An 18,816-nucleotide genomic window follows, 5' to 3' on the forward strand; every position below is an offset into this window, starting at 1 on the left:
GGGGGGGGGGGGGGGGGGGGGGCGGTTGCGCTAAAGCCTTTTGCCGACCATCCCGCGCCGCCTCAGGTCCGCGATATGCACCGGGAACGACAGCATCAGCGGCAGTGCGATCATCGGCCAGTCCGCGCCGGTCAGTGCGCCGCGGAGCGCAAGGACGATGAACACCGCAGGGCCGAGCGCCAGCGCAACATCCAGCGCCTTGGCTCCACGCACTACCAGCCAGATAAACTCCGCCGCCAGCACGATCAGGATCAGGTCCGCCGCATGACCGCTGACAAAAAGGGCAGATGCCGCGCCCATCAGCCAAATGGTCCGTTGAGCTGGACGATGGCATAGTTGAGCGCGGCTGCGACGCTGACCCAGGCGATATACGGCAGCAGCAGTCCGGCGCTCGCCCTGGAGAAGCGCCCGCAATAGACGATCAGCACCGCGACCGACAGCCACAGCGCCGCCACCTCGATCAACGCCCAGTCGGGGCGTTGCACGCGGAAGAACAACAGGCTCCAAAGCACGTTTAGAAAGCCGTTGAACGCAAACAGGCCGATGACGTTGGTGCGTGCGTTGCGGCTGGGGGCGGCGCGCCACGCAGCGAGCGAGGCCATGGCGGCCAACGCGAAGATCAGTGTCCACGCGACGCCATACAGCCAGCCGGGCGGCGCCCAGCCAGGCTGGGTCAGGCCCTGATACCAGGGGCCCAGATCGGTGATCGTCGCACCGCCCGCGGCCACGATCAATGCCGCCATCGCCGCCAGGATGACGGGCAGAAAACCTTCACGGTGCATGTAACCAGCAGCCTCCCAGCTGTAAAAAAATCGCGTAATCGTCCTGTCAGGCGCGCGACAGCCCGAGCAGATGCCCCATGTCCTTCACGAAAATCTTGGCATGCGCCACCGGTTTGCGGCGGACGAGCTCCTTATGCATGTAGCTCTGCCAGGTGAGATACTGCACATCGGGATCGGCGCACATCTTCACGAAACGCTCGCGGCGCTTGTCCGACGAGTACCAGAAATACTGCATGATGCCGAGGATCCAGAACACCTTGCCATGCTTGGCCATGAAGGCCTTGCGCGCCTGTTTGAGCGCGGCAGGCTTGCCGGTGGCGAGGAACTGGAACACCGCGTCCGCCGCCAGCCGCCCGCAGGCCATCGCGTAATAGATGCCCTCGCCCGAAGCCGGGGCGACCACGCCGGCGGCATCGCCTGCGACCACCAGGTCGCGGCCATTGTCCCAGCGCTTCAGGGGCTTCAACGGAATCGGCGCGCCTTCCTTGCGGATCGTCTCGCAGCCTGCCAGCCCGATCTGCTCGCGCATCAGCGCGGTGGTTTCACGCAGGGGAAAGCCCTTGTTGGCACTGCCCAGGCCGATGCTGGCGGTGTCGCCGTGCGGGAACACCCAGGCGTAGAAATCGGGCGAGAGGTGGCCCTGGTAATAGACATCGCACCGGTCGGCATCGAAGTCCGCAGCGCGGGCGGTCGCCGGGTCGGGCGTCTTGATGATCTCGTGATAGGCGAACACGCACTTGACCTGTTCGGCGCCCTTGATGTTCTGCCGGGCGACGGCAGAGCGCGCACCATCGGCCCCGATGACGCTGCGCACGCGCAGCCGCCGGTCGGGACCGCCGCGTTCCTGCCGGTATACCAACACCGCCATGCCGTCGCTATCGCGGTCGATCCGTTCGTATGTGCCGGTGATCCGCTCCGCGCCGTTGAGCGCGGCCCGCGCGCGCAGCCATTCGTCGAAGACGTCGCGGTCGACCATGCCGACATAGCCCTTGCCTTCGGGGCCATCGCCCACCGGCATGTCGACCTCGCGGCCCGATGGCGCGATCATCCGCGCCGCGCGCGCCTTGGCGACCAGCAGTGATTCGGGAATCTCGAAATCCTTGAGCGCGCGCGGCGGGATCGCACCGCCGCATGGCTTGATGCGGCCGTCGCGGTCGAGCAGCAGCACCTTGAGCCCGCGCCGGGCCAGATCGTTGGCCGCTGTGGCGCCCGAGGGCCCCCCGCCGATGACGGCTACGTCGAAGTCTGCCTGTGCCATCGCCTCGTGCTCCTTGTGCTGGCCCTCAGGCCGGTGCCGCCACCATCAGCGGATTGGCAGTGCGCATGGTCACGCGCACCCCCAGCAACGCGGCCAGGATGAACAACCCGGCCTCGCCTGCGAAAATCAGTTGGAAGGCCGCGCCATCGCTGGCCAGAAGCCCGCGCGCGATATCCACGCCCATCGCGCCGGTCAGCCCGCCGAGGCCGAAGGCGATCGCCTGCGCCGCGCCCCACACGCCCATGCGGACACCCTCTTTCGATTGCTGGCCCGCGCCTGCCAGCCCCATCATCGCGCCGATCGCGGAAACCGCGAACAGCCCGTTGGCAAAGCCCAGCACGGCAACGTTCGCCTTGAGCGGCCAGTCGCCGCCTGTCGTTGCGGCAATCGCCAGCCCGGCGAGCGCCAGCGCAGAGCCGCCGCATCCGGCGAGGATCCACCAGCGAAGGTCCGCAGGCCGCCGCCCGGCAAAGGCGCTGCCGCCGATCCCGGCGACGATCATGCCGACCATCACGCCGCCGTGCTGCAGCCCGGATAGCTTGGTCGATTCGCCCGGGCTCATGCCGAAGACGAGGCCCGCATAAGGCTCGAGGATCAGGTCCTGCATCGCATAGGCGAGCATCGAGACGAACACGAAGATGGTGAAGCGGCGCGCGGTGGCATCGGCCAGGATCTCGCGCAATGCCTCGCCAAAGCTGGCGGTCGGCGCATCGGCATTGGGATGCTGGGGCGGTATCAGCCGCCTTTCGATCCCCGCAATCGCGACGCATGCCAGGCAAAAGGCGCTCAGCGCCACGCCGCCGGAGACGACCGCGAGCCGTTGCTCGGTGAACGGGTCGATCAGGCTGCCCGCAGTGGCTGCGGCCATGACGATGCCTGCGACCATCATGATCCAGGTGATCGCTGCGGCGGCCGCGCGCCGCTCGGGCACCACGCCCGAGGCGAGCATCGCCAGCAGCGACGTGCCCGCCGCACCCACGCCTGCGCCGATCATGCTGAAGGCGAGGATGGCGAGCAGCGTGCCATAGAGCGGCGAGACAGGTAGCAGGATCGTCGCGTTGACCGCGACGATGCCGCCCAAAGCCAGGATGCCCATTCCGCCGATGATCCACGGCGTGCGCTTGCGGCCCTTGTCTGACCCATGGCCCCACATCGGGCGCGACAGCTGTACCGCATAATGCCAGGCGACGAGCCCGGCGGGCAGCGCTGCGGGCAATGCATATTCGACCACCATCACCCGATTGAGCAGCGATGTCGCCAGCATCACGATCGCGCCGATGCTGGCCTGCACCAGCCCCATGCGCATGATGTCCAGCCAGCCCAAGCCGATACGGGGGGAGCCGATACGGGGAGCGCGGATCATATCCAGCCCCCCAGGCCCAAAGCGGCGGCCAGCATGCCGAAGACATAGGACGAGACGCCGGTTGCATTGTACCAGGGCGCGTATTTGTTGGGGTCGGTCAGCAACCGCCGCATGAAGACGAACTGCATCGCCAGCAATACGCACACCGCGAGCGCTGAAATGCCAAGGCCCCAGTTGAACAGCAATGCGATGACCACGATCTGCGGCACCGCCATCACCGCGCAGGCGAGCCGCGCGGCGTTGGCGACGCCCAGCGTCACCGGCAACGAGCGCACGCCCATCGCGGTGTCGCCCTCGACCGCCTTGAAATCATTGAGCGTCATGATGCCATGCGCGCCCAGGCTGTAGAGCAGGATGACGATCAGCACGCGCGTGTCGGGCAATCCGCCGCTCATCACGCTCGCGCCAGTGAACCAGCTCAGCCCTTCATAGCTCAGCCCGACGACCGCAGGGCCGACCCAGCCGCTCATCTTGAACCGGAACGGCGGCGCACTGTAGCCCCAGGCGCACAGCAGCCCGACGATCGTCGCGATGAACACCCAGAAGCCCAGCGCCGCACCTAGCAGCAGCGAGAGTGCAGACCCGATCAGCGCAACATACAGGCCCCAGCGTCCGGCGATCCGGCCCGAGGGAATCGGGCGTTCGGGCTGGTTGATCGCATCGACATGCCGGTCGTACCAGTCGTTGACCGCCTGGCTGGTGCCGCAGACCATGGGCCCTGCGAGCAGGACCCCGCCCAGCAGGAACCACCAGCGGCCATCCAGCCCCGCGCCCGACGACATCACGCCGCAGAAAAACGCCCACATCGGCGGAAACCAGGTGACCGGCTTCAACAGTTCCAGAACGTCGCGCGCAGCGGGAATCGGCACGGGGCGGGGGATTTTGGCGGAGCGATCCATAGGGCCGAGGCTATGCCCGATGGGCCAAAGTGTCAATCAGAATGGACAGTTTGTGCTGTAAGTCTGACCGGCGTTGCCCCCGACAGCCAGGGCAAGTTCGGATGGCAGCAGGCGTCCTGGCCTGCGCTTTTCGGATTTTAAGCAATTGGGGCTAGCCGACAGCCGACAAAACGGCAAAAAACGCAGGCCAGCAAAAGGGGCGGATGATGTCTTTGTACAGATTGGCGATGCTGCTCGCGTTCCTGCCGGCGCTGCTGGTGTCGTCCGCCGGGCCTGGCAGCAGCGCGCCGGTGATCCGGCTGGAGACGGAAAAGCTTGCGCCGACAGCCGAGGTCACGGCCCCCGACCAGCCCGCCCAACCGCAACGCAGCGACCGGGCCTATCCCTTCTACATGCCGATGCAGGGGCTTCGTGCGCCCGCCGTCACGCTGAAGATCCGGTGCGATGCCTCGCGCGCGGCGGGGCGCGAGATCTATACAGGGCCATCTGCCGAATCGCTCTATGGCCGGGTCGAAGGCGGGTTCGAGTTCATCTACGAGGCGTATGACAGCGCAGGGCGCCCGTGCGTCTACCCGTTTTCCCCCTGGATGCCGCAGATCACCGGAGCGACTCAGGGCACGCAATATATCATCCGCTCCTCGGTGCCGGGCGTGCCGGTGACTTTCCGTACCAATGACGCCTGGGCGACCATCAATCTGCGCCTATTCGACCTGGGTCCGCAGCGCATCCATTTCGAGATGCGCGACATCGGGCTCGATTTTCCGAACGCCGGCGAGGTCAAGGGTGCGGTGCATCTCGAGGTGCTGGGCGTTACCCGGCCCGGACTGGTGACGGCCGTCATCCGCCGGGCCAGGATCTTCGGCGGCAAGAATGCCATTTTCGTGCCCGGCGGGGAGACGATGGTGCTGATCGAGGACAGCGAGATCCGCGGCAATGTCGGCGACAATGTCGATCAGGAACATTCCACCTATATCAACGGGACCCTGGTCTCGCACATCCGCAACTCGGTCTGGTATGGCCAGAAGGGCTGGATCGATGTGGCGAGCGGCCACCAGCTGAAGGACAAGGCGTATCTGCGCGTCTACGAAGACGTCACCGTGGCCAACCTGCCGGGTGCAACGACCCCGTCGGCGATGCCGCTGGTCGATATCTCGGCCTTCGGGTTCACCTGGTCGAACAATCTGCGGCTCAAGCGCGTCGCCCCTGCGCAAGCACCGCGCGATGCGCTGCTCGATCTGCGAACCGAGATCATCTACGGGGCGCCTGATCATCACCCCTGGAGCATCATGGTCAGCCCCGACTGGCGCATGCCGCCGGCGCCCCTGGCCGCACTCGATCAGGTCTATCTGTCGGTGTTCCACAACACCGTGGTCGAGAGCTATCGCAGCGAACCGTTCGTTTTCCGGCTGGGGATGCAGGGCCTGGGAGTCGAGCCGGGCACGCCCACCGTGATCGGCCAGGATCGCACCACCAGGGCACAGCAGCGCATGGTGTCGCTGGCGTTCAACACCAGGGGAACGTTCCGCAGGGCCTATTCGCCGGAAGGCTGGACCTATGCCGATCCGCAGTTGCCGCCCGATGCGCAATGGGTGACGGACCGCGATGCCTTTATCCGGCATGCACTGGGGTTGATCGGCCGGTAGCTCGCGCGGGACAGGCTAGCTGAGCTCGTCCTTGCGACCGATAAGGTTGCCAAGGCCATGGCGGTGGAGCTTGGAATACAGGCTCTGGCGGCTCAGGCCCAGGATTTCGGCGGCGGAGGCGCGGTTGTCCGAGGTATAGGCGAGCGCTGCTTCGATGCACATGCGCTCGATCAGGTCGGTGGATTCGCGCACGATCTCGCGCAACGGCATGCGCCCGACCAGTTCGGTGAGCTGGTCGACCGAACGCGGAAGGTCGCGGTCGGACGGCGGCAGGTCGCGCACGCGCCGGCTGACGGTGCGGATAGCAAAGCCGTAATGCCCGCCCTGCGCCTCGGTCTTGACGCCGGAAACCTCGATTGCTTCCTCGATCGCATCATCGGCGTGCACGATCGTGGTGGCGTTGCGCACCTGGCCGTGGTCGTCCAGCTGCTTGCGCATCAGGTCGACATCGATGCCGGGACGGCCGATGAAACGGCTGAGCGGCTGGCCGGTGATCGCCTCCTTGGAACTGCCATGCACCAGATCGACAAAGGCCGAATTGGCGGTGATGATGTGCATCTTGCTGTCGGTCAGCACGAACGCATCGGGCATCCGCTCGATGAGGTCGGCCATCGGTCGGCGCTCGCCCGCCAGATCGAATGGCGCATCGCCGCTGGCGAGCCGGATCATGAACTGGCGGCCATTGTCCTGGCGGAAGGGAACTGCGGTCAGCACCATCGGCGGTTCGCCCTCGCGGATGTTCACCTGCATCTCGCAATGGTCGCCCGTTGCGGTCGCACCGCCCAGGCTGGCGATCAGCTCGTCGCGCGAAATGCCGCCGATGACATTGGCCAGATCGCGGTTGTCCAGGCTGCCGGGCTTGGCATCGAACAGGCGGTAGCTGGCGGGGTTGGCGGCAACGATGCGACGCGTGCCCGAATCGATGACCAGCACCGGATCGACGATCATGTCGAACAGCAGGCGGAAGCGCGCCTCGGTCTGGCGCAGCTTCAGGTAATCGCGCTCGAGCGACTGCTGTGTCTGGAGCAGCCGCTGCTGCAGATTCGCCCAGGCGCGCACATCGCGGCCGATGGCCATGCGCGGCTTGCCCTCGCCCAGGCTGACAAGCCGATAGTGGATCGGAAGATTGCCCTCGGGTCCGGGATGGTTGACCTGCCGCCATCTGGCGGGCTTGTCCGATGATGGCGCGGACAGCATTTCGCTGATCTTCGGGCGGCTGTCGAGCGCGACCGTGTCTTCCCAGCGGCGGCCAATCCACCCACTAAGGTCAGGCATGTCGTCGGCACTCACGGAAACATCGCTGATGACGCCGTCTTCATCGAGCGCCAAGGCAATATCGCCTGCGGCCAGCACCAATGCGAGTGCTGCGCCGATTTCTAGGGTACCGACAACGCCTTTGAGGTCGCGGAAAGGCATAGCAATTGCTGAAAGCTCGTCCTTGTTCATGCCGCGCCGGGTGCGGTCTTCAATTCGAAAGAGCGGTGCGCTCAACCCCGGCAGATACAAGTTCATCGGCCAATGCGAGCGCAGCAGCGGCATCAGGTGCAGTTCCATCCGCACCCAGTGCACGCGCACGTTCGGGATCATGGCCAATGGCCGGACCGCCGATCATGATCGCCAAATTGGGATTGCAGGACACGCTTCTCATTGCCGTCAGCAGCTTGGGAACAGCCGCGATAGAAAAGTCGGTGGTGACTGTCAATCCGACGACATCGAAAGACGAGGAGCTGAGCGCGCGGAGGATTTCAGACTGGTCCGGCTCGACCAGCGCCTCGACATCCCAGCCTGCCCGCTGGAAACATTCGGAGATCATCAAGGTGCCCAGGCTGTGCTGGTCGTTCGGCATCGTCGTAAACAGCGCGCGGTTGGAGCGCAGGTGCCAGCCGGGCGTGGGCGGTGCCCAGACCGCGATGGTACGCAGCAGCAGCTGCAGCCGCCACAGGCCCATGGTCACATCGACGAAATCGCATTCGTCGCGGGTCCACTTTTCGCCCAGTTCGCGGGCGGTGGGCGCGATCAGCTCGATGAACAGCGTTTCGGGAGCAACATCGCTGTCGAGGTGATCGATGATGATGTCGGCCAGCTCGTTGACCTCGTGCGCCAGCACCTGGTTGGCGAAGGCTGCTATAGAAGGTTCGTCAAACATGGGTGTCGGCGTGTCCTTGCGCATGGGCGCGGCATCGCCGGCATTGGTATTGTCGTTGGATTGGGTGCCCGATGTGTCACGGAAATCCTTGTCCGCCACGGGTTCCTGGCTGACCGGTTCGGGTGCCAGTGTGGACGAGACCAGGTGCGGTGACTGATCAGCGGGGAAATGCTGCATGCGAGGATCATCCTGGTGAACCATCAGCAGCCGGGGGATGATTTCATCCTCGACCAGCCGACCGACATCGTCGCTCAGTCCATGGCGCGCGAAACGGCTGGAGCCAGTCTGCTCGCCATCCCAGGACGACGCCTTCTTGCGCAGGCGCGCGTTGCGGAACAGTCCTGATGTCGACCGGAACAGATCGATGCCAAAAACTGAGGCCATTCAGACTCTCCTAGTCTTGTCGACGCGCCGTGCGCCGGCCCCGTGGCTGGAAACGTTCTGCGTGCATCACCTTGCCAGAACCTGATGGTACGCCTGTCCAGAGAGCCTGACAACCACAGATTTGTCAAGCAAACTATACGTCAATTTAACTTGACACTTTTGGGAAGTGGGGGGTAGGTTTCAGTTCTTGAAAAGGGAGGCGCTTCAACCCTCATGCTACTGAAAAACCAGCCTGGAACAGCGGAAAACCGCCAGCTTGCGGGCGATCTGATGGATCGCCAGGGCAAGCGTGCGAGCGCTTCGCTCTATACTGCAGAGGAGCGCCGGCGGCGTGATTCGACAGTGTGGACACTGGTCCAGGGCCTGCTGGCACCCGTCCAGTTTCTGGTATTTCTGGTGAGCCTGGCGCTGGTGTTGCGCTATTTCGGGACGGGTGAGGGCGCTGCGGCGGCCGACATCTCGATCATCATCAAGACCCTCACACTTTATACCATCATGGTCACCGGCTCGATCTGGGAGAAGGTGGTCTTCGGCAAGTGGCTGTTCGCACCATCGTTCTTCTGGGAAGACGTGTTCTCGATGCTCGTGCTCGCGCTGCACACCTTGTATCTGGTGATGCTGCTGGCAGCGATCGGCACCGTCGAGCAGCGGCTGGGCGTCGCACTGGCCGGCTATGCCGCTTATGTCATCAACGCCGCGCAGTTCCTCTGGAAGCTGCGGGTGGCCCGTCTTGAAGGCGCGGCATCGGACGAGCAGCAGCCCCGCCTGGCGGTGGCACGATGATCGCCGCTGCTCCTCTTGCCGCCAGCCAGGGCTGTGCTTCTGCCCCGGTGCTGCGCGAACGCGGCCAGCGCGAAGTGTTCTGCGGCCTCACCGGCATCGTCTGGCTGCATCGCAAGATGCCCGACGCCTTCTTCCTGGTCGTTGGCTCGCGCACCTGCGCGCATCTGCTGCAATCGGCCGCCGGCGTGATGATCTTCGCCGAGCCGCGCTTTGCCACCGCGATCATCGAGGAGCGCGATCTGGCAGGCCTGGCTGATGCCAACGAGGAGCTCGACCGCGTCGTGCGCCGTCTGCTCGCTCGCCGTCCCGAGATCCGCACGTTGTTCCTGGTAGGCAGCTGTCCGTCCGAAGTCATCAAGCTCGATCTGTCGCGCGCCGCCCAGCGGCTGGCCGGCGCGTTCCTGCCCGATGTCCGCATCGTCAACTACTCGGGCAGCGGCATCGAGACCACGTTCACCCAGGGCGAGGATGCGTGCCTCGCAGCACTCGTGCCGTTCATGCCCGCCCATCCTGCGGCCTGCGACCAGCAGCTGCTGATCGTCGGAGCCTTGCCCGATATCGTCGAAGACCAGCTGCTGCGGCTCGTGCGCGATCTGGGCATCACCAATGTTGCCTGCCTGCCAGCGCGCGAATCGCGCGATCTGCCGCCGGTGGGTCCCAACACCCGCTTCCTGCTGGCGCAGCCGTTCCTGGGCGAGACCGCACAGGCGCTCGAAGATCGCGGCGCCGTGCATCTGCCCGCGCCATTCCCCTTCGGCGCAGAAGGCACCACCGACTGGCTGCATGCCGCCGCGATTGCATTCGGCGTGGATGAAATGCACTTCCGCGCCACTGTTGCGCCGGGCCGCGAACGCGCCAAGCGTGCGCTCGAGCACAGCCGCGCGCAGCTGGAAGGCAAGAGCATCTTCTTCCTGCCCGATTCGCAGCTGGAACTGCCGCTCGCACGTTTCCTGCACACCGAGCTTGGCATGGTCCCGATCGAGGTCGGCACCCCCTATCTGCACCGCCAGCACATGGCGCTCGAACTGGCCCAGCTGCCTTCGACGACCGTGATCAGCGAAGGCCAGGACGTTGACAAGCAGCTCGACCGGGTGCGCGCCTCGAAGCCCGACATCACCGTGTGCGGTCTGGGCCTGGCCAATCCGCTCGAGGCCGAAGGCTTCACGACCAAATGGGCGATCGAACTGGTGTTCTCGCCGATCCACGGTTTCGACCAGGCTGGCGATCTTGCCGAACTTTTCGCACGGCCGATCCGCCGCCGCGATGTGTTGAGGGTATAGGGCCATGCAGCTATCGGTCTGGACCTATGAAGGGCCCCCTCACATCGGGGCAATGCGGGTCGCGACCGGCATGACGGATGTGCATTATCTGCTGCACGCGCCGCAGGGCGATACCTATGCGGATCTTCTGTTCACGATGATCGAACGGCGCGGCAAGCGCCCGCCGGTCACCTATACCACATTCCAGGCGCGCGATCTGGGCAAGGATACAGCCGAGCTGTTCCAGTCCGCCGCGCGCGATGCGGTGGCACGTTTCCGTCCGGCCGCGCTGCTGGTCGGCGCATCGTGCACCGCCGAACTCATTCAGGACGATCCGGCGGGTATGGCGCAGGCGATGCGCCTCGACATTCCCGTGATTCCGCTCGAGCTGCCCAGCTACTCCCGCAAGGAGAACTGGGGCGCTTCGGAAACATTCTACCAGATTGTCAGGACTCTCGCGGTCGGGGATTCCTCCCGCCCCGCACCGCGCCAGGCAGGTTCTCCGCGTCCCAAAGCGAACCTGCTTGGGCCGAGCGCACTGGGTTTTCGCCATCGCGACGATATCGTCGAGATCGCGAAGATTCTCGCTGCGCTCGGCATAGAGATTAACGTCACCGCGCCGATGGGGGCCAGCGCGGCAGACATAGCCCGGATGGGAGAGGCGGATTTCAACATCGTCCTCTATCCGGAAATCGCCGAAACCGCAGCGCGCTGGCTGGAAAAGACCTTCCAGCAGCCGTTCACCAAGACGATCCCGATCGGTCATGGCGCGACCGTCGACTTCATCCGTGAAGTTGCCGCCCTTGCCAATGTCGACCCCGCGCCTGCGCTGAACCTGCCCGAGGCACGGATGCCCTGGTGGAGCCGCTCGGTCGATTCGACCTATCTCACCGGCAAGCGGGTCTTCATCTTCGGCGATGCCACGCATGCCATCGCCGCGGCCCGCGTGGCGCGCGACGAACTGGGCTTCGTGGTCTGCGGCCTGGGCTGCTACAACCGCGAGTTCGCCCGTGATCTGCGCGCTGCCGCTGCCGAACATGGCGTCGAGCCGTTGATCACCGACGATCATCTCGAGGTCGAGGACGCCATCGCCGCTGCGCACCCCGAGCTGGTGCTCGGCACGCAGATGGAGCGCCACATCGCCAAGCGGCTGTCGATTCCGTGCGCGGTGATCTCGGCGCCGGTCCATGTGCAGGATTTCCCGGCACGGCACAGCCCGCAGATGGGCTTTGAAGGCGCCAACGTGCTGTTCGACAGCTGGGTGCATCCGCTGGTGATGGGGCTGGAAGAGCATCTGCTCACCATGTTCCGCGACGATTTCGAATTTCACGACGGCGCAGGTGCAAGCCATCTGTCCCACGGCACCACCAAGACGACGCCCGTCGCCGAGCCGGTGGCCGAACCTGTGATGGCAGACATTGCAGCGGCCGCTCCTGTCCTTTTCGCATCGGGGAGTGTCGCTGCAGGCGGCGATGTCCTCGAAATGACCCGCTGGACCGCCGAGGCGGAAGCGGAACTCAAGAAAATTCCGTTCTTCGTCCGCGGCAAGGCGCGCCGGAACACCGAACGGTATGCCGAAGAGCGCGGCCTCGCGTCGATATCCCTCGATACGCTCTACGATGCGAAGGCGCATTATGCCCGGTAGAACCCCCTCCCAGCCCGTGAAGGGCCGCAGCGCTCCGATCCGCGTGGTCTTCATCACGCTCGACAACCATCTGTCGGGCGCGGTCGACCGGGCAGAGGCTCTGCTGGTCAAGGATCTGCCCGGCCTGTCGATCGGCTTCCACGCCGCCGCCGACTGGGGCCGCGATCCCGGCACCATCGATGCCGCGCGCGCCGATATCGCGCGCGCCGACATCGTCATCGCCACGATGCTGTTCCTCGAAGACCATGTCCGCGCCATCCTGCCCGCGCTCGAAGCGCGGCGCGAACAGTGCGACGCGATGCTGGGGCTGATGTCCGCAGGCGATATCGTCAAGCTGACGCGCATGGGCGGCTATCGCATGGATGCGCCCGCGCGCGGTCCGCTGGCCTTGCTCAAGAAGCTGCGCGGATCGCCGAAGCCCGGCGGCAATTCGGGTGCGGGGCAGATGAAGATGCTGCGCCGCCTGCCCAAGATCCTCAAGTTCATCCCCGGTACCGCGCAGGACGTGCGGCATTATTTCCTCACCCTGCAATACTGGCTGGCGGGCAGCGACGACAATGTGATGTCGATGATCCGCGGGCTGATCGACCGCTATGCCTCGGGCGAGCGCGCTGCATTGAAGGGTACGACCCCGGCGCAGCCGCCACGCGAATATCCCGAACTGGGCCTGTATCACCCGGCGCTGGCCGAGCGCATGACCGAAGATGCAAGCGCCCTGCCGCGCAACCCTGCTGCCACCGGCACGGTCGGCGTGCTGCTGCTGCGGTCCTATCTGCTGGGCAAGGATGCCGGCCATTATGACGGCATGATCGCCGCGCTCGAAGCGCGCGGGCTCAATGTCATCCCGGCCTTTGCCAGCGGCCTCGATGCACGCCCGGCGATCGCCAGGTACCTGGTCCGCGACGGCAAGCCCGTGGTCGATGCCGTGATCAACCTCACCGGCTTCTCGCTGGTGGGCGGTCCTGCCTATAACGATGCCGCTGCGGCAGAAGAGACCCTGGCGGGCATGGACCTGCCCTATGTCGCCGCGCACCCGATCGAGTTCCAGAGCCTGGAGCAATGGGGTTCACGTCACCAGGGGCTGCTGCCGCTGGAATCGACGATGATGGTCGCCATTCCCGAGCTGGACGGCGCGGTCATCCCGCATGTCTTTGGTGGCCGTTCGAGCGGTGCCGGCGAACCGTGCGAGGGCTGTGCCCGCCATTGCCTGTTCACCGCGCCCGATGCGATGCGCGCGATGCAGAGCTGCCCCGAGCGCGCCGAGGCGTTGGCCGCCAAAGTCGATCGTCTGGTCATGCTGCGCCGGTCGGAACGCGCCAAGCGCAAGCTGGCGATCATCCTGTTCAACTTCCCGCCCAACGCCGGAGCCACCGGCAGCGCGGCGCACCTCGCCGTGTTCGAGTCGCTCCACGCCACGCTGCACCGGCTGGCCGCAGAGGGCTATGACTGTTCGCCCCCCGCCACCGTCGATGGCCTGCGCGATGCGATCCTCAAGGGCAATTCGGAACGCTTCGGCTCCGACGCCAATGTCGCGGTGCGCATCTCGACCGACGACCATGTCACCGGCGAGCCGCACCTGCGCGCGATCGAGAAGCAGTGGGGCCCGGCTCCGGGCAAGCTGCAGAGCGATGGCTGGTCGATCCATGTGCTGGGCAAGCAGTTCGGCAATGTGTTCGTCGGCGTCCAGCCCAGCTTCGGCTATGAGGGCGACCCGATGCGGCTGCTGTTCGATGGCGATTTCGCCCCGACGCACGCCTTTGCCGCCTTCTATCGCTGGATTCGCGAAGACTTCCGCGCCGATGCGCTGCTGCATTTCGGCACGCACGGCGCGCTCGAGTTCATGCCGGGCAAGCAGGCAGGCCTTTCGGGCGATTGCTGGCCCGACCGGCTGCTGGGCGATATTCCCAATTTCTATCTCTACGCTGCGAACAACCCGTCCGAAGCGATCATCGCCAAGCGGCGGTCGGGCGCGACGATCGTGTCGTACCTCACCCCGCCGCTGGCTGAAGCGGGGCTTTACAAGGGCTTTGCCGATCTGAAGGCGCTCGTCGAACGCTGGCGCTCGCTGGCGGGTGAAGGTGTCGAGCGCGCTGCGCTCGAGGTCATGATCCGCGATGCCGCCGCCGCGCTCGATATCGACGCTGCCGACATTTCGGCGCTGGCGGGCAATCTGTACGAGCTCGAACGCGCGCTGATCCCGTTCGGTCTGCACGTGCTGGGCAACCAGCTGCAGGGCGAGGAACGCGAAGCGTTTCTCGATGCGCTGGCTGCTACCGACAATGGTGCGACCCGCGCGGAGCTCGACGCCAAGCTGTCCGCCAATGACGAACTCGGCGCGCTGATGCATGCGCTCGATGGCGGCTATGTCCGTCCTGCCCCTGGCGGCGACGTTCTGCACAATCCCGACGTGCTGCCCACCGGCCGCAACACGCACGGTTTCGATCCTTTCCGCATCCCCAGCGCCTTTGCCTGCGCCACCGGTGCGGCGCAGGCCGATGCACTGCTCGCCCGCCATGTCGAGGCTGGCGAGCCGGTCCCCGAAAGCATCGCGATGGTGCTGTGGGGCACCGACAACCTCAAGAGCGAGGGCACCCAGGTTGCCCAGGCGCTGCACCTGATGGGCGCACGCCCCCGCTTCGACACCTATGGCCGCCTGGCAGGCGCAGAACTGATCCCGCTGGCCGAGCTCGGCCGTCCGCGCATCGATGTCGTTGCCACGCTCTCGGGCGTGTTCCGCGACCTGCTGCCGCTGCAGACCCGGATGATTGCCGAAGCCGCCTGGCTGGCATCGACCGCCGACGAGCCCGAAACGCTGAACTTCATCCGCAAGCATTCGCTCAGCCACGCCGCCAAGATGGATTGCGACATGGAAACCGCCGCGTTGCGCGTGTTCTCCAATGCCGAGGGTGCGTACGGCGCGCAGGTCAACATGATGATCGATGGCGGTGCCTGGGCCGATCCCGATGAGCTGGCCGAAGCGTTCGAAACGCACAAGGGCTATGCCTATGGCCGCAACGGCGCGCCGATGAAGCAGCGCGAACTGCTCGAATCCGCGCTCGCCTCGGTCGACTTCACTTACCAGAATCTCGACTCGGTCGAATTGGGCGTCACCGATATCGACCAATATGTCGATGCCTTGGGCGGCGTCAGCCGCTCGGTGACCCGCGCCCGCGGCGGAAAGGCCGCGCCGGTCTATATCGTCGATGCGACCGAAGGTGCCGCCAAGGTGCGCACCCTGTCCGAACAGATCGACCGCGAGACGCGCACCCGGATGCTCAACCCGAAATGGTATGAAGGCATGCTCAAGCATGGCTTCGAGGGCGTGCGCCAGATCGAGGGCCATGTCACCACGACGATGGGCTGGTCGGCCACCACCGGCCAGGTCGCGCCCTGGGTCTATCAGCAGATCAGTGAAACCTACGTGCTCGACGATGAAATGCGCGCACGCCTGGCCACCCTGAACCCGAAAGCCTCGGCGCGTGTCGCCGAACGCCTTCTGGAAGCATGCGACCGCCGGCTGTGGGAACCGGATGCCGCAACCCTGGCGGCGCTCCGCGCGGCTGCGGACGATATCGAAGACAGGCTGGAAGGCCTGATCGCAGCAGAATGACGGGAGAGATTTGATATGAGCCTTTTGGACCACGGCAGCGCGCCACCGAGCTTCGGCGAAGGCAGCACCCAGGTCGCGCTCGACCCGCGCGACGAGATCACCGGCGCCAAGGTGTTTGCCGTTTACGGCAAGGGCGGCATCGGCAAGTCGACGACCTCCTCCAACCTGTCCGCCGCGCTGTCGCTGATGGGCAAGCGCGTGCTGCAGATCGGCTGCGATCCCAAGCACGACAGCACCTTCACGCTGACCAAGAAGCTGATGCCGACGGTGATCGACGTGCTCGAGACGGTGGATTTCCACCATGAAGAGCTGCGGCCCGAAGATTACATGTTCCAGGGCTTCAACGGCGTGATGTGCGTCGAGGCCGGCGGCCCGCCCGCGGGCACCGGCTGCGGCGGCTATGTCGTCGGCCAGACGGTCAAGCTGCTCAAGCAGCACCATCTGCTCGAGGAAACCGATGTCGTGATCTTCGACGTGCTGGGCGATGTGGTGTGCGGCGGCTTTGCAGCCCCGCTGCAGCATGCCGAGCGCGCTGTGGTGGTCGCAGCCAATGATTTCGACAGCATCTTCGCGATGAACCGCATCGTCGCGGCCATCAAGGCAAAGTCGAAGAACTACGAGGTCCGCATGGCGGGCGTGATCGCCAACCGGTCTGCCGCCACCGACGAGATCGACCGGTTCAACGAAGCGACCGGCCTCAAGCGGCTGGCGCATTTCCCCGATCTGGATGCGATCCGTCGCAGCCGGTTGAAGAAGTGCACCATCTTCGAAATGGATTCGACGCCCGAGATCGAGGCTGTGAAGCTCGAATACATGCGGCTTGCCGCGACCTTGTGGAAGGGCACCGATCCGCTCGACGCAATGCCGATGAAGGACCGCGACATCTTCGAATTCCTGGGATTCGAATGATGGCAAGCCACGCGCCCCGCTCCACCTATGACGCCTATCGCGGACGGTTGGAGACCTATTTCGACCGCACCGCGCGGCAGAACTGGGTTGATCTGACCTCGGACGCCAAGGTCAGCGGCATCCGTGCCACGGTCCGCGCCGGTCGCGACCGGATGCGCGCGATGCTGCTCGACTGGCTGCCCGATGATCTGCAGGGCAAGCGCATCCTCGACGCCGGTTGCGGCACCGGTGCCCTGGCCGTGGCTGCCGCGCAGCTGGGCGCGCATGTCACCGCGATCGACATTTCTGCAGGGCTTGTCGATGTCGCGCGCGACCGTGCGCCCTCGGGGCTCGATATCGACTGGCGGGTGGGCGACATGCTCGATCCGGCGCTGGGCGAATTCGACCATGTCGTCGCGATGGACTCGCTGATCCACTATGAAACCGGCGATATCGTCGATGTGCTGACTGCGCTGGGCGCGCGTGCACCGTCGATCGCCTTCACTTTCGCACCGCGTACACCTCTGCTCGCGGCGATGCATGCCACCGGGAAACTCTTTCCCAAGTCAGATCGCGCACCCGCGATCGTGCCGGTGGCCGAAGCGAAGCTGTCGAGACTGCTTGCCCAGCGTCTCCCCAGCCATGGCATCGCCGCGAGCGAACGGATTGTCAGCGGTTTCTACACCAGCCACGCGATGCTGGTGTCGCGCGGATGAATCTGTCGCGCGCCTCTACCCGGTTCTTTACCGGCCTGGGAAGCAGCTTCCTGCCATTCGCCGATGCGGCGAGCGCAGAGCTGCCGATGGGCCGCCTGTTGCGGCTTTCGCTGTTCCAGGTGACGGTAGGGGTGGCGACGGTGCTGCTCAACGGTACGCTCAACCGCGTGATGATCGTCGAGCTCGGCACGCCCGCCTGGCTGGTCGCGCTGATGATCGCCATTCCGCTGCTGGTAGCCCCCTTCCGCGCGCTGATCGGTCACAAGTCGGACAACCACAAGTCGATGCTCGGCTGGCGGCGCGTGCCTTATATCTGGTTCGGATCGCTGCTGCAGTTCGGTGGCCTTGCGATCATGCCCTTCGCGCTGCTGCTGCTGTCGCGCGGCGATACGTTCACCGTCGGCCTGATCGCGGGCGCGGTTGCGTTTCTGCTGACCGGGCTTGGCATGCACACCACGCAGACCGCAGGCCTTGCGCTCGCCACCGATCTGGCCCCCGAAGACACGCGCCCCCGCGTCGTTGCCCTCATGTTCGTGATGCTGCTGGTCGGCATGATGATGGCAGCGTTCGTGATGGGATCGCTGCTCGCCGATTTCTCGGCCACCCGGCTGGTCGCGATCGTCCAGGGCGCGGCGATGTTCACCATGGCGCTCAACATCATTGCCCTGTGGAAGCAGGAAGCGCGCCGCCCCTCGACCACCCGGCCTGAACGGCCGACGCCGAAATTCTCGGTCGTCTGGCGCGAATTCACCGCAGAAGCGCGCAACGCGCGGCTGCTGTTTGCCATCGGCTGCGGCACGGCGGCGTTCAGCATGCAGGATGTGCTGCTCGAACCTTTCGGCGGCGAGATTCTGGGCATGTCGGTGGGCTCGACCACGATCCTCACCGGCTTGTGGGCGTTCGGCATGCTGCTGAGCTTCGGCTATGCCGCGCGCCGCCTGGGCGCAGGGGTCGATCCGCTGCGGCTGGCCGGCTTTGGCGCGGTCATCGGCATGCTGGCGTTCGCGATGCTGCTGTTTGCCGTGCCGCTGGAGACCAGCGCGCTGGTGTTTGCCGGATCGCTGACCATCGGCATCGGCTCGGGCCTGTTCTCTGTCGGCACGCTGAGCGCGATCATGGCGATCGCCGGCAGCGGCCAGCACAAGGGATCGGGCCTGGCGCTGGGTGCCTGGGGCGCGGTTCAGGCCAGCGCCAGCGGGCTTGCCATCCTGTCTGGCGGATTGATCCGCGACGGTGTGTCCGCGCTCGCGCTCGCTGACCAGATCGGTCACACCCTGGCCTATCGTGCGACGGGCTATGGCACCGTCTATCTGATCGAAATCATCCTGCTGCTTGTCACCATGATTGTGCTTGGCCCGCTTGTCGGGGGCCAGCCCGTTGATTCCGCCGCGCCGCAGACGCGGTTCGGCCTCACCGAATTTCCGACATGAGAGTTTTGAA

The 18,816-nt window shown here is 65.4% G+C and carries 15 protein-coding genes; 8 read left to right on the plus strand and 7 right to left on the minus strand.

Features of this window, described 5'->3' with window-relative positions; genetic code table 11:
* Positions 1–30 precede the first annotated feature (30 nt).
* From D618_RS18770 to chlG, 5 genes are read right to left on the minus strand one after another with little or no spacing between them, the layout of a single operon-like run.
* On the minus strand, positions 31–300 hold the full coding sequence (locus tag D618_RS18770) for a hypothetical protein (protein WP_017672657.1): 270 nt from the start codon (positions 298–300) through the stop codon (positions 31–33).
* Entirely contained in the window at positions 300–782 is a 483-nt protein-coding gene (locus D618_RS0116575) for a TspO/MBR family protein (RefSeq protein WP_017672658.1), read from the minus strand. The genes D618_RS18770 and D618_RS0116575 overlap by 1 nt, the downstream gene beginning before the upstream one ends.
* Positions 783–828: 46 nt before the next feature.
* Positions 829–2,040 carry a geranylgeranyl diphosphate reductase gene (locus D618_RS0116580; protein ID WP_017672659.1) on the minus strand — a complete coding sequence of 404 codons (1,212 nt, stop codon included), beginning with the start codon at positions 2,038–2,040 and terminating at the stop codon, positions 829–831.
* 25 nt (positions 2,041–2,065) lie between these two features.
* Positions 2,066–3,403: a BCD family MFS transporter gene (locus D618_RS0116585; RefSeq protein ID WP_017672660.1), complete on the minus strand. Its 1,338-nt coding sequence runs from the start codon at positions 3,401–3,403 to the stop codon at positions 2,066–2,068.
* Positions 3,400–4,302, minus strand: coding sequence for a chlorophyll synthase ChlG (gene chlG / locus D618_RS0116590; protein WP_017672661.1), 903 nt, complete (start codon positions 4,300–4,302; stop codon positions 3,400–3,402). The genes D618_RS0116585 and chlG overlap by 4 nt, the downstream gene beginning before the upstream one ends.
* Positions 4,303–4,508: 206 nt before the next feature.
* On the opposite strand from chlG, the gene D618_RS0116595 reads away from it, so the two are divergent.
* A complete protein-coding gene (locus D618_RS0116595; protein ID WP_152414806.1) occupies positions 4,509–5,945 on the plus strand; it encodes a hypothetical protein in 1,437 nt (478 codons plus the stop codon).
* 15 nt (positions 5,946–5,960) lie between these two features.
* Here the strand turns inward: D618_RS0116595 and ppsR are convergent, their stop codons facing one another.
* Together ppsR and D618_RS19195 are read right to left on the minus strand one after the other, a co-directional pair.
* Positions 5,961–7,457: a transcriptional regulator PpsR gene (gene ppsR, locus D618_RS0116600; RefSeq protein WP_193746738.1), complete on the minus strand. Its 1,497-nt coding sequence runs from the start codon at positions 7,455–7,457 to the stop codon at positions 5,961–5,963.
* The gene (locus D618_RS19195) at positions 7,411–8,475 is read right to left on the minus strand and encodes a cobalamin B12-binding domain-containing protein (protein WP_017672664.1); all 1,065 of its coding nucleotides are present in this window, start codon (positions 8,473–8,475) and stop codon (positions 7,411–7,413) included. Before D618_RS19195 ends, ppsR begins: the two co-directional genes overlap by 47 nt.
* A gap of 270 nt (positions 8,476–8,745) precedes the next feature.
* Here D618_RS19195 and bchF point away from each other — a divergent pair, with 270 nt between their 5' ends.
* From bchF to D618_RS0116640, 7 genes are read left to right on the plus strand one after another with little or no spacing between them, the layout of a single operon-like run.
* Complete coding sequence (gene bchF / locus D618_RS0116610; RefSeq protein WP_040371006.1) at positions 8,746–9,258, plus strand: 2-vinyl bacteriochlorophyllide hydratase; 513 nt, start codon at positions 8,746–8,748, stop codon at positions 9,256–9,258.
* Complete coding sequence (locus D618_RS0116615) at positions 9,255–10,538, plus strand: ferredoxin:protochlorophyllide reductase (ATP-dependent) subunit N (protein WP_017672666.1); 1,284 nt, start codon at positions 9,255–9,257, stop codon at positions 10,536–10,538. The genes bchF and D618_RS0116615 overlap by 4 nt, the downstream gene beginning before the upstream one ends.
* Positions 10,539–10,542: 4 nt before the next feature.
* The gene (gene bchB, locus D618_RS0116620; RefSeq protein WP_026091793.1) at positions 10,543–12,162 is read left to right on the plus strand and encodes a ferredoxin:protochlorophyllide reductase (ATP-dependent) subunit B; all 1,620 of its coding nucleotides are present in this window, start codon (positions 10,543–10,545) and stop codon (positions 12,160–12,162) included.
* A 16-nt stretch (positions 12,163–12,178) separates the two neighbouring features.
* The gene (locus D618_RS0116625) at positions 12,179–15,772 is read left to right on the plus strand and encodes a magnesium chelatase subunit H (RefSeq protein ID WP_017672668.1); all 3,594 of its coding nucleotides are present in this window, start codon (positions 12,179–12,181) and stop codon (positions 15,770–15,772) included.
* Between the two features lie 15 nt (positions 15,773–15,787).
* Entirely contained in the window at positions 15,788–16,681 is an 894-nt protein-coding gene (gene bchL / locus D618_RS0116630; RefSeq protein WP_017672669.1) for a ferredoxin:protochlorophyllide reductase (ATP-dependent) iron-sulfur ATP-binding protein, read from the plus strand.
* Positions 16,681–17,376, plus strand: a complete 696-nt coding sequence (bchM, locus tag D618_RS0116635; RefSeq protein WP_017672670.1) for a magnesium protoporphyrin IX methyltransferase — start codon at positions 16,681–16,683, stop codon at positions 17,374–17,376. The genes bchL and bchM overlap by 1 nt, the downstream gene beginning before the upstream one ends.
* A complete protein-coding gene (locus tag D618_RS0116640) occupies positions 17,373–18,806 on the plus strand; it encodes a PucC family protein (protein ID WP_017672671.1) in 1,434 nt (477 codons plus the stop codon). Before bchM ends, D618_RS0116640 begins: the two co-directional genes overlap by 4 nt.
* Positions 18,807–18,816: the final 10 nt, after the last annotated feature.

The organism is Blastomonas sp. AAP53, assembly GCF_000331245.1.
Classification (GTDB): Bacteria; Pseudomonadota; Alphaproteobacteria; order Sphingomonadales; family Sphingomonadaceae; genus Blastomonas.

What these genes read in the sequence shown, in the direction of transcription:
- D618_RS0116595 (WP_152414806.1), top strand. Translation starts at nt 4,509, where the DNA reads ATGTCTTTGTACAGATTGGCGATGCTGCTCGCGTTCCTGCCGGCGCTG.
- D618_RS0116580 (WP_017672659.1), bottom strand. Translation starts at nt 2,040, where the DNA reads ATGGCACAGGCAGACTTCGACGTAGCCGTCATCGGCGGGGGGCCCTCG.
- D618_RS18770 (WP_017672657.1), bottom strand. Translation starts at nt 300, where the DNA reads ATGGGCGCGGCATCTGCCCTTTTTGTCAGCGGTCATGCGGCGGACCTG.
- D618_RS0116640 (WP_017672671.1), top strand. Translation starts at nt 17,373, where the DNA reads ATGAATCTGTCGCGCGCCTCTACCCGGTTCTTTACCGGCCTGGGAAGC.
- D618_RS0116575 (WP_017672658.1), bottom strand. Translation starts at nt 782, where the DNA reads ATGCACCGTGAAGGTTTTCTGCCCGTCATCCTGGCGGCGATGGCGGCA.
- ppsR (WP_193746738.1), bottom strand. Translation starts at nt 7,457, where the DNA reads ATGAACTTGTATCTGCCGGGGTTGAGCGCACCGCTCTTTCGAATTGAA.
- bchL (WP_017672669.1), top strand. Translation starts at nt 15,788, where the DNA reads ATGAGCCTTTTGGACCACGGCAGCGCGCCACCGAGCTTCGGCGAAGGC.
- D618_RS0116615 (WP_017672666.1), top strand. Translation starts at nt 9,255, where the DNA reads ATGATCGCCGCTGCTCCTCTTGCCGCCAGCCAGGGCTGTGCTTCTGCC.
- D618_RS19195 (WP_017672664.1), bottom strand. Translation starts at nt 8,475, where the DNA reads ATGGCCTCAGTTTTTGGCATCGATCTGTTCCGGTCGACATCAGGACTG.
- bchM (WP_017672670.1), top strand. Translation starts at nt 16,681, where the DNA reads ATGGCAAGCCACGCGCCCCGCTCCACCTATGACGCCTATCGCGGACGG.
- bchB (WP_026091793.1), top strand. Translation starts at nt 10,543, where the DNA reads ATGCAGCTATCGGTCTGGACCTATGAAGGGCCCCCTCACATCGGGGCA.
- D618_RS0116585 (WP_017672660.1), bottom strand. Translation starts at nt 3,403, where the DNA reads ATGATCCGCGCTCCCCGTATCGGCTCCCCCCGTATCGGCTTGGGCTGG.
- chlG (WP_017672661.1), bottom strand. Translation starts at nt 4,302, where the DNA reads ATGGATCGCTCCGCCAAAATCCCCCGCCCCGTGCCGATTCCCGCTGCG.
- bchF (WP_040371006.1), top strand. Translation starts at nt 8,746, where the DNA reads ATGGATCGCCAGGGCAAGCGTGCGAGCGCTTCGCTCTATACTGCAGAG.